This window comes from Rahnella sp. PAMC25617 (assembly GCF_050606005.1).
Lineage (GTDB): Bacteria > Pseudomonadota > Gammaproteobacteria > Enterobacterales > Enterobacteriaceae > Rahnella > Rahnella variigena.
The window spans coordinates 54937-74168 of sequence record NZ_JBOCUM010000003.1 but is presented as its reverse complement, the minus strand read 5'-3'; the positions used below and the strand labels follow the sequence as shown (position 1 = coordinate 74168).

At 56.6% G+C, this 19232-nt stretch carries 4 protein-coding genes; 1 reads left to right on the top strand and 3 read right to left on the bottom strand.

Going from position 1 to position 19232, the window contains the following annotated elements; translation table 11 throughout:
• Positions 1-22 precede the first annotated feature (22 nt).
• From rcsB to ACM615_RS02480, 3 genes are read right to left on the bottom strand one after another with little or no spacing between them, the layout of a single operon-like run.
• Complete coding sequence (gene rcsB, locus ACM615_RS02490; protein ID WP_013574620.1) at positions 23-673, bottom strand: response regulator transcription factor RcsB; 651 nt, start codon at positions 671-673, stop codon at positions 23-25.
• A gap of 4 nt (positions 674-677) precedes the next feature.
• Positions 678-3371 carry a phosphotransferase RcsD gene (gene rcsD / locus ACM615_RS02485; RefSeq protein ID WP_129639040.1) on the bottom strand — a complete coding sequence of 898 codons (2694 nt, stop codon included), beginning with the start codon at positions 3369-3371 and terminating at the stop codon, positions 678-680.
• Positions 3372-3408: 37 nt separating this feature from the next.
• The gene (locus tag ACM615_RS02480) at positions 3409-4578 is read right to left on the bottom strand and encodes an MFS transporter (protein ID WP_112289502.1); all 1170 of its coding nucleotides are present in this window, start codon (positions 4576-4578) and stop codon (positions 3409-3411) included.
• 689 nt (positions 4579-5267) lie between these two features.
• Between ACM615_RS02480 and ACM615_RS02475 the strand changes: the two genes are divergently transcribed.
• Positions 5268-19169, top strand: coding sequence for an Ig-like domain-containing protein (locus ACM615_RS02475; protein WP_431011387.1), 13902 nt, complete (start codon positions 5268-5270; stop codon positions 19167-19169).
• Positions 19170-19232: the final 63 nt, after the last annotated feature.

Here is a 19232-nt window from a genome sequence, read left to right as displayed (position 1 = left end):
CTTAATCATTTAGACTGAAACGTTAGTCTTTATCCACCGGCTGTGAGCTGACGGAAGACAGGTAGTTCAGCAGGGCGATATCATTTTCAACGCCCAGTTTCAGCATCGCAGATTTCTTCTGGCTGCTGATGGTTTTAATGCTGCGGTTCAGCTTTTTGGCAATCTCGGTCACCAGGAAGCCTTCTGCGAACAGGCGCAGAACTTCGCTTTCCTTCGGAGACAGGCGTTTGTCGCCGTAACCGTTGGCGCTGATTTTTTCCAGCAATTTCGCCACGCTGTCGGGCGTGAACTTCTTGCCTTTCTGCAATGCAGCCAGTGCTTTAGGCAGGTCAGTTGGCGCGCCTTGCTTAAGCACAATCCCTTCGATATCCAGATCCAGAACAGAGCTCAGGATCGCCGGGTTATTATTCATGGTCAGAACAATAATGGATAACTGCGGGTAATGGCGTTTGATGTATTTGATCAACGTGATGCCATCGCCGAATTTATCGCCCGGCATGGACAGGTCGGTGATCAGCACGTGAGCATCAAGTTTGCTTAAGCTGTTAACCAGTGCGGTGGAGTCCTCGAACTCGCCTACAACATTCACCCATTCAATTTGTTCAAGGGACTTACGAATACCAAACAGGACGATAGGATGGTCATCAGCAATAATTACGTTCATATTATTCATGTGATTAGCTACCTTGCTGGAGCAGTCTGGAGACAAAAGAATCAATGTGATTGATGGTTTCAGTAATCTGTAAAGCATCGCCATCTGCGATGTATTGCTCTAACGATTCACACATTTGCTTGCCTGGGGTCAGGTTCAGCATAGCGAACACCCCCTTGAGACGATGTGCTGTTTGTGAAAGTGACGTGAAATCACGACGTTGGTTCTCATTATACAGTTTCTCAAGATCTTCCGGTACTGTCTCGACGAAAAGCTGATAGTAATCGCTTGATTTTAACTGCTTTTCATAATAGTCGAGAGAGTCTTCACCGGGTTCTTCGGATGAAACACTGTCATCGGAAACAGAAAATTGCTGTTCGATTAACAGTAGGGTTGCGTCAATCAGCGCACTGCTGATGTTGTAATTGACGCGAATATAATGCTTTTCAAGCTGCTGGAAACCTGACTCATCATCAGTCAGCAAAAGCGTAAATTTGTCGCTGTTCTGCGGGTTATCTGTCAGTAAAACGTCGTATTCCCGCGCAACCTGCCGGTCATCTGCCACGATGCATACGGCACCATAGGCATTCATGGTCCGGGTGATAATACCGCGAACTTCTTCAGACGTGATGTCGAGCAAGACCGTCACATCATTCAGTAATTTTTCATGTTCAGCTTCAAGTTCCTGCGCTTCCTGACGCTGTTTAACACGTACAGTATAGCGTGTACCAATATCAAGCTTGCTGCGGATTTCTAACTGGCCGCCAAGCTTTTTACACAGCTGATTACACAGGAAGAATGTCAGGCCGGAGCCGTGATTGAAACGGTCAACCAGTGTCTGGCTCAGGAAAGGATAATTCAGATTGCTTAATTCTTCCTTGGAAATTCCGCTACCGGTGTCGTTAATGTGGAAAATCAACTGATCCGGACGATCTTCGTCCTGTTCGCTGGTCAGTGTCACTTTACCCAGAGACGTGGTGACGATGGCATAATCGAGCAGCAGCGAAAGGATTTTCTTCACCGCCTGCACGTCGCCGATAAAGGTGGCTTCCGGGGCAATCTGGAAGTGATTGAGTAAGCCAAGACCTTTCTGGTTCAGGCGGGGCAGGGCTTCAAGCAACAGTTCATCAATCATGGCGGATAACACGTACTTTTCGCCAGCCGGTTGCCAGTCTTGCGTTTCCAGCCGCGTCAGCAAGGTGATGTTATCCACCAGCGTCAGCGCATTGCGTGATTCATTGAGCAGCTTGCCTTCCAGCGTCTGGCGCGCTTCCGGGCTTTGCTCTTCCACCAGCGCCACCGCCAGTCCGTTCAGCTCCTGCAGTGGCTGATTCAGCTCAATGCCTAAATTGTGCAGCATCAGCTTGCGGGCCTGCAGGTTTTTCTCAAACTCGCGTTTTGCCTGTTGCAGCGTGCGGTTCACCATCACTTCTTTATCCTGATCATGCAGCATAAACAGGTAAGTTTCCGGTGAGATCTGACTGCGGATCATGCGGATTTCATAGACTTCGTTATTGACCGTGGCCTGAATGGTGCCGTGATGCTGTTCGGCCATATTGGCGATTTTATTCAGGCTCAGATGCGGCAACAGCTGGTCGGCAATTTTATTGCTCAGCACCACGCTGTGATTGCTGAAGTTATACACCAGCAAACCGAGCGGCAGTCCGGAGATAATTTCCTGGTTCAGCGCCTGCTGCATCTGCAACTGGGCAGCCATATTTTCGCTCGGGCGGATGTACTGATGGCGGATAAAGTAAATGCTGGCCATCGCCAGACCCATCAGGAACAGATTAATCAGGATCAGCCAGAAGTTATTGCGTGAAAGGTCAACGATCAGACTGAACAAGGGAACGTGATAGGTCAGCGACAGCGGCGAATTACTCAGCGGAACGTCAAACACCAGTGTCCAGCCTTGCATCACGATGCTGCTGGCCTCGGCGCTATCGTCTTCCGGATCGCCTTCATTTACCGCCGTGGTGTTACCGTTTAACTGGAAATTGTCCCGCGCCATGTTGTACGGAACCAGGTCAGTTATCGGCAAATCAAAGGCGATAACAGTCGCCAGATGTCCGGGATTATTAAACGTGGTGCGCAGGGAGAATGAATAGTCGCTGCCCTGACGCGATTTTCTCAACGGAGAATAGCTTTCACGTTCATCCAGCGTATTGGCCTGTTGCAGCATTTCAGCGCGACGCGCCTGCAATGTGCTGGTGAATGCGTTTTCCTTCAGGCGCGAATCTTGTTGCTGCAAGGGAACGGTCGTCACCACCAGCATACTGTTGTCCTGACCGTTCAGGTAATACAGCGAGTAGGGCAGCGTGTTCGAGCCCCACTGATCATCCAGAAACGACGAGATTTTCAGGGTTAAATCCAGCGTAGAGCTGTCATGGGTACCTAAAATAAGCGCATCAGTTTTTTTATGAGGTTTGGAGACTAGATACATGTCCTGACGCAGACGGACTTCCTGAGCACTGACCGCATCCGGTGTCATAGGCTGACCCGAATAGTTGTCATAAATCTGGTAGGTCATGTAACGGAATTTATCGATGCGTTTTTGCAGCAGTTCGGCGGTGTTTTGCACCGTTCGCATCTTATCGTTCAGATAGGCATTGGTGTAATTGTAACCATACAGGCCCAGTCCCATCACCAGAAGGACAATGAACAACCAAAAGAAGCGCGTGATATTGGTCGATGTCAGCGATAAATATTTACCAGCCATGATGATGAGTTTTTTCCTTCATTCTTGTTATTACTCTTTACCGGACAACGGCTCTGGCGCAGGCGGTGACGCAAAGCATCATCGCCGCAACGCAACCTAATGCAAAAGACAAACTACTGACTTGTGCGATAAAACCTATCAGCGCAGGGCCCGCCAAAATACCGGCATAACCCAGAGTTGTCACGGAGGCGATAGCCATGCTGGCAGGCATTGATGTCTGATTACCTGCGGCGCTGAACATAATCGGTACCAGATTCGAGGCACCAAATCCGATCATGACAAAGCCCAGACCGGCGATCCACAGATTATCCACCAGCGTCAGCAAAATCAGCCCGAGACTGGCACAAAGACTGCCGTACATCAGTACTTTATAACGCCCGAACGCGGCGATAATTTTGTCACCGGTCAGACGTCCAGCGGTCATGGCGACCGAGAAAACAGCGTAGCCAAGTCCGGCCTGATGTGCTGCAACGCCGCGTTCCGTGGTGAGGAACAGTGCGCCCCAGTCCAGCATCGATCCTTCGGTCAAAAACATCACAAAACATAAAAAGCCCAGCAAAATGACCCAGCCGCGGGGCAGGACAAAAATAGGGCCATCGCCGTCATGACGGGTTTCGCGCCACAAGTGCGGGCTGGTCACCACCGTCAGAACGGCCAGTAAAATCACGACCAGCATTACCGACTCAAAAGGCGTCAGCCCGAAAAATAATAAACCGGTGACGGCCAGCGCACCAAAAATGCTGCCCATGCTAAAAAAGCCATGAAACCCGGACATCATCGCGCGGCCACTGGCTTTCTCAACGACTATCGCGTGGACGTTCATGGCCACATCAATCATGCCTATCGCCGCCCCGAACACCAGCAACACCACGGCCATACCGGCGGTGCTGTCCATCAGCGTCAGCAGGGGCAATGCCAGCAGCAGTAACACGCTGGCAATCAAAATCACGGTTTTACATCCCAGTTTTCCGGTCAGAAAACCGGTGAGCGGCATCGAAAAGGTCGAACCTGCGCCAATGCATAGCAACAGTAATCCTAATGTGCCGTCACTGATTGCCAGCCGCAATTTAACAAAGGGCACCAGCGGTGCCCAGGCGGCCATGGCAAAACCGGACAATAAGAAAATCAGCCGGGTGGCATGTTGTTGCGCTCTGCCCGGAACCGGCGCAGCAGTCAGGGGATATTCAGGTGACGACGCTGTCGTCATCGGTTCTGGAGACATCTTTGGAAATTCCTTTTAGGTATACCTTTCAGATACGCCTTTTCGATACAAAAACACTGACTCAGTTTCCACCTGTCTGACTGACCGGACACTTTATCAGAAAGCATAAGTTACTGTGATTGCACAAAGTCTTAATTATTTCTCAGGGCAATACATTAGCGATAAAAAATCTAAAACACGATCACACAATTGGTAAGTCATTTTGATGGGTGTTTCAGCGGGCTAATGCTTGATTTCATTAATAATGATCTGGCTTACTCTTTGCGTAAAAGTTAATAATATGTTGTTTTTTATCGATTTGTTTTAATTCTCAGTAAGCTAGATGACATTTCAATCCTCGTCAAACGTAAGTTTTGTGATTCTTTAATGAAATTTTCTTGTCCTGATGATTTTGTTTTTTTATAGCACTTATCCCAAATCATGCATATAACTTATGGAGTTTCGGGCAAAAAACTACCGAAACAATGAATCATTAAAGTCATAAAAAATATCTTAATGTATTCACGACGCTTTTATTTGTTCGATTTGTAGTCTATGTCATTCCCTGACACCAGTTGGAAGTATACCCATTTTTTATTAATGGTCTTCACATCACGACACGCCGCTTTTTCCTTAAAAAGGAGAGAGCGGTATTTAGCGTGTGTGGGCAACAACTGGTGTAACAGGGGTACAACATGGCTCAGAACGGTAGCGTTGTTATTGATATTCTTTCTCGTACAAATGGCGCAGTAGTTTCTCAGGTCTCAAACGCCAGCCAGGACGTAACCCTCAATCAAATCAGTATCGTACGCGTCCACGCGACGCGCGACGCCGTCACCAGCTATGAGCGTGTCGGCAACGATCTGGTCATCCACATGAAAGATGGCCGCACAGTCCGCTACCACAGCTTCTTTGATACCGACGGCAAAGGGCACCACAGCGAACTGATTTTTGACGACGGCGTACACCCGATCGAACATGCCGCGTTTGTCGATACCGGCGCGACGGCAGCCGCCGTACCGGTTGTTCCCGCGTATGAAACCATTCCTGACGTCGGTGCCCTGGTCCTCGACTCCTCTAATTTTGATCCCGCTGTTTTAGGTGCCGTGCTGGGCGTGCTTGCGCTCGGTGCCGGTATTGCCATTGCGGCAGGGAGTGGCGGTGGCGGCGGCGGTGGCAGCAGCAGTAACAACGGCGGCAGCGACGGCGGTGGGAACACCGGTGGCGGCAATACCGGCGGAGGCAATACGGGTGGCGGCAATACCGGCGGAGGCAATACGGGTGGGGAAAATACCGGTGGCGGTAATACCGGTGGTGGTAATACCGGCGGTGGGAACACGGGGGGCGGCACTGTCGGCGGAGCAGCACCAACCCTGACGCTGGCAGCCTTTGCCAATGAAAATATCGTCAACCAGTCTGCTGTACAAAGCACTCAGACTTTCAGCGGTAGCTCAACCAACGCCGCCGCAGGCAGCACCATTGTGCTGACCATCAACGGCAAAACCTTCACCACGACGGTGGATGGCAGCGGTAACTGGAACGTTCCGCTGTCTGCCAGCGAACTGCAAACACTGGCCGACGGGACTTATGTTATTTCCGTTACCCTGACCAATACGTCGGGCGAAACCGTCACTAAAAGCGTGACCGTGGTGGTGGATACCACGCCGCCAACGCTGACCGTTGATCCCATCGACGGCGACAATGTGATTGATGCCAATGAGCATCAGCAACCTCTGACGCTCACCGGTACGGCATCCGTTTCTGAAGCGGGCCGGTCGGTGGATGTGGTACTTAACGGCGTGCATTACAGCGCGACCGTCGGTGCGGACGGCGTCTGGTCTGTGACCATCCCGGCCAGTGTCGTTTCTGCGCTGGCAGAGGGTAATTACCAGCTGACGGCTTCCCTGACCGATGCGGCCGGTAACTCGACGTCCACGCCGGAAAGTTTTGTCATCAGTGACAGCGCGGGCGTTCTGACCGTTAATCCGATTTCCGGTGACGGGCAGCTCAATGCCAGCGAAGCACAAAGCGCGCTGGTGATCACCGGCACGACGTCCAATGTGCCCGTGGGCACACCAATTACCGTCACCGTGGGCAGCACGGTGTATAACACCACCACCACGGCGGGTGGCGGATGGAGCCTGACCCTTTCCCCGGCTGATTTGCAGGCCCTGACTGACGGTTCGACAACCGTGACGGTCAGCATGGTGGATTCTCAGGGCAATACCATCAGCCAGACGACGGATCTGATTGTCGCTATTCACGGTGTTCCGCCGACCCTTGATCCGGTATTCGGTGGCGACAATACGCTGGATGCCAGCGAATCCACCACCAGCCAGACGCTGACCGGCCACACCGGTCTGACCGGCGACGGCCAGACGGTGACCGTCACCATTGGCGGCCAGCAAATAACCGGCACCGTAGCGTCGGACGGCACGTTTACCGTCCAGGTTCCGCCATCCGTGCTCGGCACTTTGCCGCAGGGCAGCAATAATATCGTGGTCACCGTGACGGATCCGGCGGGCAACCACAACACCATTACCACGCCGGTGACTGTGGATACCATCGCGCCAACCCTGACGGTCAATCCGCTGGAAGGCGACGGGTATATCAGCGTGGCGGAAGCCGCATCACAAATGACCCTCACGGGTACGGCGTCGGTATCCGAAGCCGGTCGTCCGGTTGTCGTGACCATTAACGGCGTTGATTATACGGGCGCGATTGTTCAGCCGGATGGCAGCTGGAGCGTGAACATTCCGGCCGGTTCCCTGAGCAATCTCAGTCAGGATGTGACGGTCACTGCGACGCTGACGGATGCCGCGGGTAACGCCACCACCAATACCAGTACTATTCACGTCGCTTCCGACCCGGCTCTTCCGCCGCTGATCACGGTGAATACTTTCGCGTCAGATAATATTGTCGATGGTGCTGAACGCCAGACCGCACAAACGTTGAGCGGTACCACGACGCGCGTTGAAGTTGGGCAAATTGTCACCATCACCCTGAACGGCCATACCTATACGGCGACCGTGGGGACCGGCGGAAACTGGAGCGTGATTGTTCCTGCGGCGGATATGATTGTGCTGGCTAACGGCCCGCAAACCATTACGGCTACTGTGTCTGATAAAGCCGGGAACGAAGCCGCGCCGGGCACTGACACCTTTAACGTGGATGCCTCGCAGGAAGGTATCGCGATTGATCCGGTGACCGGCGACAACGTCATCAACGTGACTGAAACCAATGACGGTATTTTGATCACCGGCACCACGCTGGGCGTCGCGCCGTTTGCGCTGGTGACGGTGACTTTCGGTTCGCTGATCCGCCTGGCGCTGGTTCAGCCAGACGGCAAATGGTCTCTGGCGCTGTCATCAGCAGATCTGCAATCTCTGGGTGCCGATCCGGCGGGTCTGCCGCTTTCTGCCAGCGTGGAAGCGCTGGATGGCACCACGCTGAATAACAGCATCTCTGTCGGGCTGGATAATCAGGCACCCGTGCCAACCCTTAACACGCCATTTGGCGACGGCTATCTGAATATTGCCGAAGCGGCAACGGCTGAAACCCTGAGCGGTACCACTGGCAAAGCCGGTGATGGTCAGACAGTCACTGTAACGATTGGCGGCCATACCTATAACGCCACGGTGGATGGTGCTGGTGCATGGTCGGTGAGCCTGCCTTCTGCTGATTTGCAGGCACTACCCGCAGGCAATAATGCGATTGTGGTGAATGTGACTGACAGCGCGGGCAACACCGCGACGCTTAACGGTACTGCCACTGTCGATTTAACCGCGCCAACCCTGACCATCAATCCGATTTCCGGCGATGGTTATATCAATAACGCCGAAGCGGCGGCTGATATTGCCGTGACCGGTACTGCGTCGATTACCGAGGCCGGCAACACCGTCACGGTGACGATAAACGGCCAGCCTTACACCGGCATTGTGGCGGCAAACGGGCAGTGGACGGTGACTGTTCCGGCTGGCGCCCTGGCGGGCGTGGCGGACGGGCAATATCCTGTCACCGTGCAGCTTGCGGATGCGGCGGGTAACAGCACCACGATTACTTCAAATGTTCAGCTGGCAGCCGATCCTGCGTCAGCGCCGACCATCACCCTGAACGCCTTTGCTGGTGACAATATTCTCGATGGCGCAGAGCAGCAAACGGCTCAGACCCTCAGCGGGACGACGACGCATGTCGAAGCCGGGCAGGTCGTCAATATTACCCTTAACAGCGTGGTTTACAACGCGACCGTGCAGGCCGATGGCAGCTGGAGCGTCAGCATTCCGTCTTCCGCATTGGGCGCACTGACCAACGGCACACTGCAAATTGACGTCGCCGTACTGGATAAGGCCGGAAATCAGGCCACCGGCAGCGAATCCTTTACCGTAGATAACACGCTAAGCGGCCTGTCTGTGGATCCGGTCACCGGCGATAACCAGCTGAATGCCCAGGAAGCGGCAGCGGGCGTCACCATCAGCGGCACCTCGGCTAACGTGCCGGTCAACGGTGTGGTGACGATTATCCTTAATGGCAAAACCTATACCGCAACAGTCGGCGTGGGCGGCGGCTGGAGCACACAGGTTTCTGCGGCAGATCTGGCTACGCTGAGTGACGGTGAACATACCATCACCGTCAGCGCGACTGATGCCGTCGGGCAAACGGTCACCGGCAGCGATGTGCTGAATGTCATCATTAACAATCTGCCCAATGTCACACTCGATACGCCGTTTGGCGACAGCATTCTTAATGCCGCCGAAGCCGGTGTCAGCCAGACTCTGACCGGGAATACCGGTGTTTCCGGCAGTGGTCAGACGGCGGTTGTGACCTTTGGCGGGCAGGATTACACCGCTGTTGTCGCCGCCGACGGTTCGTTCTCGGTTTCCGTGCCGTCATCGGTACTGACGACCCTCGGACAAGGCCCGACTGCCGTCCAGGTGGCGGTGACGGATGCGGCTGGCAACACCAGCAACATTTCTGTGCCGGTATCAGTGGATACCGTCGCGCCAGTAGTCACCATCACTACTCCGGTTGCGGGCGACGGTACCATCAATGCGGCCGAAGCCGGGGCGATCATTCCGGTCAGCGGTACGGCGGGCGCGGGTGAGGCGGGCGATACCGTCACCATCGCGCTTGGCGGGCACACTTATACCGGCACGGTCGCGGCAGGTGGCGGCTGGACGGTCAACATTCCGGCCGATGCACTGACAAACGTGGCGAACGGAACGTACACCCTGACAGCGACAGTCACCGATGCCGCAGGCAACGCAGGCACGGCGACCGCACCGGTCACTGTAAAAGCGGATCCGGCCTTACTGCCAACGCTGACTGTCTCCGCATTTGCAGGTGACAACACGCTCGATGGCGCAGAGCAGCAGACCGCGCAGGTGATAAGCGGCACCACCACGAATGTGGAAGCGGGACAAACCGTCCTCATCACACTCGGCACACTTCAGTACACCGCGACCGTGCAGGCCAGCGGCGCATGGAGTGTTTCTGTTCCGGCTGTCGATTTGCAAACACTCGGCGACGGTCCGGCGACGATCAACGCCACCGTGACGGATGTGGCTGGTAACCCGGCGCAGGGCAGCGATGCGATTACCGTCAACTCAACGCTTGGTGGTATTTCTATCGATACCATCGCCGGTGACAACAATATCAACGTGGCGGAAGCAGCGGCGGGTGTAAACATCAGTGGTTCGACATCCAATGTTCCACAGGGCACGACCGTGACAGTCAGTCTGGGTGGGAAAACCTACACCACTACGACCGACGCGCAAGGTAACTGGACTGTGCCGATCCCGGCGAATGATCTCAGTAGTCTGGCCGATGGCACCAGCCATGTGATTGCCACCACGATTTCAACCGACCTTGGCGCGGTGACCACGCAGCAGGATATTGGTATTTATACCCAACCGCCGGTACCGACCCTGAATCCGCCGTTTGGCGATGGTCAGTTAGGCACCGACGAAGCGGCTGCAACACAGACTCTGACCGGTTCTACCGGGCTGACCGGCGACGGTCAGACAGTGACCGTGGTGATTGGCGGCAATACCCTGACAGGTACCGTAGCGACTGACGGTACCTGGACAGTCACCGTACCGGCTGGCACATTAACCGGTTCGGCAGAAGGCCCGACGCCGGTTGTGGTTAACGTCACCGACGCCGCGGGTAACCCCGGCACCATCACCGGTTCTGTGAATGTCGATTTCACATCACCAACGCTGACGCTCAACCCGGTCGCGACAGACAACGTGATCAATGCGCAGGAAGTGGCTGGCGTCATCGAGCTGTCGGGTACTGCCGATGTGGCGGATGCCGGTCAGATAGTCACGCTGCAATTTAACGGTCAGACCTATCAGGCAACCGTTCAGGGCGATGGCTCCTGGTCAACCAACGTTCCGGCGGGCGCGCTGGCCGGTCTGGCAGACGGCAGCTATACACTGACTGCGACGCTGTCTGACCTGGCGGGTAATACCACGACCGTTCCGGAAACGTTCACCGTAGTCGCCGCGAATCCGCCAGTACCGACCATCGAAACGCCATTTGGCGATACTTTCCTCAATCAGCGCGAAGCAGACACCGATCAGACGCTTACCGGCACCACCGGCGTCACAGGTGCAGGTCAGTCCGTCGTTGTAAATATCGGCGGCGTGGATCATACGGCGACTGTCGATGCGGCCGGTATCTGGACGGTTAATATCAGTGCGGCCGATTTGCAGTTAATTACCGAAGGCCCGCAAAACATTGTGGTCACGGCGACCGACAGCGCCGGAAACACGGGCACGGCCAGCAGCGCCATCACCGTGGATTACACGCTGCCAACGCTGAGCTTTGATCCGGTGGCGACCGACGACATCATTAATGCTGCTGAAACCTTGCAGCCGGTGGTGATCAGCGGCACATCCGATATCCCGGATGCAGGACAAACCGTTTCTGTGGTGCTGAGCTTCAACAACGTGACGTATACCGCAGTCGTCCAGCCGGACGGCACCTGGAGCTTCACGCTGCCAAGTTCTGTGGTGCAGGCGCTGGCTGATACCACTTACACGCTGTCAGCGACCATCACCGATGCGGCCGGTAACACCACCACTGGCACTCATACCTTCACCGTGGATGCAGCGGCGGCTGACTTGCCAACGCTGACCATCACGGCGGTGTCGGAAGATGATTACATTAATGCGGCAGAGAAAGGCGCCGATATCCCGATCACCGGGACATCCACCAATCTCGAAGTCGGACAGACGGTGGTGGTGAGCTTTAACGGCAAAAACTACAACGCCCTCGTCGGTGCGAATGGCGACTGGACGGCAACCGTGCCGCTGGCGGATCTGGCTACCTTGTCCGACGGGCCAATTACCGTAACAGCGACCTCAGCTGATCTGGCCGGTAACCCGGCGTCAGCGTCGCATAACGCCACCGTGATTGCCCAGCCGGGCGACCTGCCAACGCTGAGCATCAACGCCATTTCTGGCGATGATTACATCAATATCATTGAGCACAATCAGGGGATGACCGTCAGCGGCACCTCCACCCACGTTCCTGTGGGCGGTACGGTGACGGTGGTTATTACCGGCGAAGCCTACACGGCGACCTATACCGCTACCGTGCAGGCCGACGGCAGCTGGAGCTTCCCGATGACGGCGGCGCAGGTTCAGGCAATGCCGGCGGGCAACAATACCTTCACCGCGACTGCGGATGATGTGGCGCAAAACGTCGCCACTGCAACGCATGACGTGGCTGTTGATACAACTGCGCCGATACTGACTGTGACCGTGGATACCGGCGGTGATGACATCATCAATCTGGCAGAAGCGGCGCTGGGTATTCCGGTCAGTGGCACCACGGATCCAAACCTGACCGTGACCGTCACGCTCAACGGAAAAGATTACACCACCATCGCCGACGGTACTGGCGTCTGGAGCCTGACCATTCCGGGCGTGGATGTGCAGGCCATCACCACCGATGGCACTAAGACCATCGGCGTCAGCGTGACCGATTCAGCCGGGAACAACCTCACTACTTCGGCTGATTTCACGCTCTCCTCGCACGCATTACCAACGCTGACCATTGGCGTGATTGCCGGCGACGGTATTTTGAACATCACTGAAGCGGCCAATGGTTTTAACCTGAGCGGAAGCAGTTCAGGTCTGGCGCCGGGAACTGTCGTGCAGGTTACGGTGCCGGGGCTGGCGGATCCGATTTCCGGTACGGTGAACCCTGACGGACTCGGCTGGACTGCCATCGTTGCGCCAAATCTGCTCAGCGGGCTGACTACCGGTATCGTACAGGTGACCGTGACGGCAGAAGATGTGGCCGGTAACCCGGCGTCTTCCAGCGCAAGTCTGGATATCGAACTGTCTGCGCTGCCTTTACCGACCATCAATACCCCGTTCGTGGATGGCGTGCTTAACGCCACCGAAGCGGCGGGTAATCAGCTGATTACCGGTACCACCGGCATTACCGGCGCGGGTCAGACCGTTCTGGTGACTGTTGATGGCACGCCGGTGCTGGCCACCGTCGCCAATGACGGCACCTGGACGGCGACCGTGCCTTCCGGCGTGCTTCAGGGGCTGGCGGATGACACGCATACCATCAGCGTGACGGCAACCGACAGCGCAGGGAATACCAGTGCGGCCGGTACCCTTGATTTCACGTCGGTGACGCAGGTTCTGCCGCAGGCTGGCATTAACGTGCCATTCGGTGACGGCATCCTGAATCTGGATGAAGCGACCGCGGGCGGCAGCATTACCGGTACCACCGGTATCACCTCGCCGGGTCAAACCGTCACTGTGGTCATTAACGGTAACGCAGTGCCGGTGGTGGTGGATTCTGCTGCCGGAACCTGGACGGTTACCCTGACGCCAGCACAGTTGCTGGGCTTGCAGGATGGCACATGGCCGGTCGTCGTGACCGTGACCGACAGTGCGGGCAACACCTCGCCGCTGACGGCATCGGTTGATGTGCGGATCAATAACATTCCTCAACCGACGATTGATCTGCCATTCGGTGACGGTACGCTGAACATTGCCGAATCTGCGGCTGTTGGCGGCCAGACGCTCACCGGTTCCACCGGCGTAACGGGCACAGGACAAACCGTCAGCGTGGCGATCGCGGGCATGACCGGCAGTCCGTTTGCGGCAGCCGTCGATCCGGATACCGGAAACTGGACCCTGAACCTGACGCCAGTGCAGCTGGCATCGCTGGGGACATTGACGGCGTCCCACGACATTACCGTCACGGCGACCGATTCTGTTGGTAACCATAACGATACGACCATCAGCTTCACTTCACATCTGTCCGGGCCGGTACCTGTTATCAATGAACCTTTCCTTGACGGTAGTCTGAATATTGCCGAAGCCGCGGGTGTGAATGTCATCACCGGGAATACCGGTATTACCGGCGACAACCAGAACGTGAAACTGACCATCGACGTAGGCGGCACCACCTATACCGCAACCGTCGATCCGACGACAGGCGACTGGGCGGTCAGCCTGCCTGCGGGCGTGCTGAACTCTCTGGGCAGTGGCACGCACGATATCAACGTGACGGTGACGGATGCTGCAGGCAACACCACGCCAGCGACATTGCCATTCACCAGCTATCTCACCGTGCCGGATGTCACCATCAATACGCCGTTTGGCGATGGTTATCTGAGTGCTGCCGAAGCTGCAGCGGCTGCCACAACGCCAATAGTTCTCAGCGGGACGACGGGACTGACTGGCACCGGACAAAGTGTGGTGGTGCTTGTCGGGGGGATCCCTATTCCGGGCGCGACGGTGGATGCGAACGGTAACTGGACGGTTTCTCTGAACTCGGGTGAAATCGCCGATTTGCCGCAGGGCGCACAGCAAATCTCTGTCACGGTGACGGACGGTGGCGGTAATACCGGTTCGGCTTCAACCGATATCGGCATTGCCGTCACCCAGCTTCCGGCCGTGGCGGTAACGTCATTCGCCGGTGCTGGTTTTGACCTGACCTATGCCGAAAGCCAGAATCCGCAAACCATCACCGGTTCGACAGTGAATGTGCAGGCCGGACAGCAGGTGACGGTTTCAGTTGGGGGCATAAGTCATCAGGCTACCGTGCAGGGCGATGGCACCTGGAGTGCCACCTTTACCCCTGCTGAACTGGCAACGCTCGACAGTACGGATACGATCACGGCAACTGTTAATGATCTGGCGGGTAACACGGCAAATCTGCTGGCGCCTCAGGCTATTACTGTAGATCTGACACTACCGGTAACCCCAACGCTGAGCATCGATCCGGTGACCGGCGACAACATTCTTAATGTGGCGGACGGCAGCCCGACCACTATTACGGTGTCCGGTAAGGTGCTCAATGTCCCGGATACCACTTTGGTCACCGTTACCGTCGGGGGAGATCCGCATATTGCCACGGTGACCGGCGGTGTCTGGTCAATTGCAGTACCCGCCAGTGACTTTACCAATGGCGGCACCACGGTTATAACCGCGACCACCTTAACTCCACCGACCAGTGCGACCAGCAACGTGCTGGTGGATCTCACTGCGCCAGTGCTGACCATCAACACTTTTGCTGTCGATGACACGCTCAACAATACCGAATCGAAAACGGCTCAAACCATTTCGGGGTCGGTGGCAGACAACAACAATAACGACGTCGGTGGTGTGGTGACCGTCACGCTTAACGGTAAAAACTACACGGCAATTGTGCAGACGGGCGGCACCTGGTCAGTCAGTGTACCGGCAGCCGATTTGCAGGCATTACCACAAGGCGTCGGTAACAACACTATTACTGCAACGCTGACAGATGCCGCAGGGAATACAGGGAGTGCGACACCGCATCCGATCACCGTCGATACCACCGCGCCGTTGCTGGCGCTGGATGTGGTCGCCGGTAATAACGTCATTAACCTGGCGGAATCGCTGCTCAACGTACTGGTCGGCGGGACGTCCAGCGGCGCTGACGGTCAGACCGTCAACGTCACGCTGGGCGGTGCATCCATCGGTACGGCGCTGATCCAGCCGGGCGGGGCATGGTCGCTCAACCTGACGCCAGCGCAGTTGCTGCTGCTTAACGACGGCACACTGACACTGGCGGCGACGGTAACGGATCAGGCGGGTAACACCACCAGCGTCAGTACCGGTCTGGATATCTTCTTCAACAAATTGCTGGACCTGAACGTGGCCAGCGGACTGGGGCTGACCGACGGTTTCCTCAATCTCGCAGAATCTCAGGTAGCACAAACCATCAGCGGCACGGCGATTGGTGCGGGTGTCGGGTCAGTTATCTCGACGGTGATTGACGGCACGCCGCTGTCGGCAGTTGTGGGCGCTAACGGGTTGTGGTCGATGACCATACCGGCAGCCGTGCTCGGCGCACTGACCGATGGCGCGCAGGTTATCGATCTGACCCTGACCGATGCGGCGGGTAACACCAAGGTTGAAGCACTTAATCTTGATGTGCTGAAAACCTTGCCGGTGCTGGGCAATCTGGATCCTATCTTTGGAGGCAACGGCCTGCTGAATGCGGCGGAATCTCTGCTGGCGCAAACTATCGGCGGCGTCGCGACGGCTGTTGACGGTACTCTTGTGACCGTGACCCTCGGCGGAAAAACCTACAACACTACCGTGACGGCGGGCACCTGGAACATCCAGATCCAGCCGGGCGATCTGGGCGCGCTGCTTGATGGCAATCTGAATCTGGGTATCACCCTGACAGATCCGGCAGGTAACACCTCTTCCACCACTATTCCGGTGGGGATTGCCATCCACAATCTGCCGCAGGTGGTGCTCAACACTGTGTTTGGCGACGGCGTGCTGAATATCGCCGATCTGCTGGTTAATCAGACAATCAGCGGTACTGTTTCCAATGTGGCGGCGGGTACAGCCATTGCGGTGCAGGTTGGGACACAAACCATTAATGGCGTAGTGGATGCGACGGGGCATTTCCTGGTCACCGTCCCGCCGTCCGTCCTCGGCTTACTGAGTGGCACGACCGCAGCAGTCAGCGTGACGGTAGCAGATGCTGCCGGTAACGTCGGCAGTGCGGCGGCGAACGCGGTGCTGGATCTGGTCCAACCGGTGATTAATCTCACCTCGGTACTGGGCGACGGCTTGCTGAATGCGGCTGACGCGCTGACCACGCAGGTGATTGGCGGTACCGTTGGCGGCGTCGCGGCGGGGACGCAGGTGCAGGTCTCGCTGGGCGGGAAAACCTTCCTCGGCGCGACCGACGGTACTGGCGCATTCAGTATCACCCTGCAACCGGGTGACCTGAAAGCGCTGGGCGACGGCACCTTCCCGGTCGTGGTTTCTGTTACCGATGCTGGCGGTAATACCAGCACCAGCAGCAGCACGCTGACTTCCATCATCAACGCAGTACCGAAAATTGTGCTGGATCCTGTTTTCGGGGCAGACGGCATCCTGAACGCGGCGGAAGCACTGCTGACGCAAACCATCAGCGGTACGGTCACCAACGGGCATGTCGGCGAAACGGTCAACATTAACGTCGGCGGCGGCCTGATCAACCTGACGGCAACCGTCGGCAGTGACGGCAAATTCTCTGCGTCACTGACGCCGCTGCAACTGGCCGGATTGCTTGACGGCAATCTGACCATCGTCACCAGCGTGACCGATGAAGTGGGTAACACGGCGTCGAATACCGTGGGGCTGAATGTCGGTATCCACAATCTGCCGTCGATTGTCCTGAATCCGGTCTTTGGCGATGGCGTACTGAACGTGGTTGACCTGCTGACCGGCCAGACCATCAGCGGTATCGCGACTAATGTCGCGCAGGGCACACAAGTGCAGATTTCCCTGAATGGCAAAAACTACCTTGCCAATGTGGGTGTCGGCGGCGTGTTCAGCGTGACCGTGCCGGTGACCGATCTGGGCGCCATTCTCAACGGCACACAGTCGGTGGTCGCCAGCCTGGTGGATGGCTCCGGTAACACGGCGTCCGTCACCAACCTGCTGAACGTCGTGTCGCAGTCGCTGCCAACCATTACGCTGAATCCGCTGTTTGGTGATGGCCTGCTGAACGCGGCAGATGCGCTGCTCACGCAGACCATCAGCGGTACCACCACTAACGCGCAGGGATCGACCGTAACCCTGAACGTCGGCGGCAATACCCTGACGGCGCTGGTAAAAGCGGATGGCACCTTCAGCGTCGCTGTTCCGCAGCTGACGCTGGCAAGCCTGCTCGACGGCACGCTGAATGTCGGTGCGTCAATCACTAACGCCGCCGGCCATTCAACCAGCGGCAGCGCAACGGCAACGGTCGGTATTCACACCCTGCCAACGCTGTCACTCGGCTCACTGTTTGGCGGCGACGGTTACCTGAATGCTGCCGAAGCGGGCGCTAACACCAACATTACCGGGACTTCAAACCTGCTCAACGGCACGGTATCGGTCAGTATTGGTGGCGTGACACACACCGGCACCATCACTAACGGTGCATGGAGTGTGCCGTTCACCTCAGCAGAACTGAAAGGGCTGGCGGATGGTTCAACGCAGGTTTCCGTCTCGGTTGCGGATCTTGTGGGTAATACCGCGATTGTGTCTAACCCGCTGAGCGTACTGACGCATGCACTTCCGCAGGTGGCACTGAACCCGGTTCTCGGACTGACGCTCGGTGTGGTAGGCGGCATTCTGGGTGGTCAGGGTCTGACCCTGAGCGGGACCAGCCGCAACATCGCGCAAGGTGGTCTGGTCAGCGTCACGCTGCTGGGCAATACGCTGGCGGGAACCGTGCAGGCGGACGGTTCGTGGACAGTGAAACTTTCCAGTGCACTGCTGAGCAGTTACGGCGTGATTGGCTTACTGAACGCACTGCTCGGCGCGGTGGTTGAACTGAAAGCGGTCGATGCGGCCGGTAACGGATTCGATGCGCACGTCGGGCTGACGGTAGGTTCAACATTGCCGGCGGACGCCAACGTTGCGCAGGTTCAGTCGCTGTCAGTGGACGATACCCATACGCTGGCGGCGGTTCACACCACCGATACCAGTACAACTACGGATACCTCAGTGACGCACGCCGCCAGCACGCTGACGGATCCGCTGGTGACAACTGATACCAGTGCTTCAACCACCACCACGCACGACACCACCACGGCGGACACTACCGCGCACGCGGACACGGCGTTCTCCATTGGCGGTATCACCATCGACCTGACGGCAACTGACGGGGTGGCCATCGGCGGCGCGGGTGACGACACCATCTCGGTTCATACCCTCGATTTCTCGCAAATCGACGGCGGCACCGGTGTCGATACCTTACTGCTGGCGGGCACCAATCAGCATCTGGATCTGACCGTACTCGGGCTGAAAGTCGAGCATATCGACATCTTCGACCTGGGCAATTCCGGCACCAACAGCATTTCCCTGAACCTGCATGAGGCGCTGAACGTGAAGGATAACCCGACCGATGAAGTGATCATCAAAGGGGGCGAGGGCAGTCTGGTCAATCTGCAAATGGGCACCGACGGCGCATGGAACGAAACCGGGCAACGCACGGTGGATGGCCTGACCTTCGACGTTTATCACAACGCGTCAATGGATACCTCGAACACCCTGGGAGACGTTCTGGTGCAACACGGTCTGCACGTACAACAGAGTTAATGCAGTGCGCCTCCCCCTGCAAAGGGGGAGGAATCAGTAAAAAACAAAAAAAAATCGGCGTAA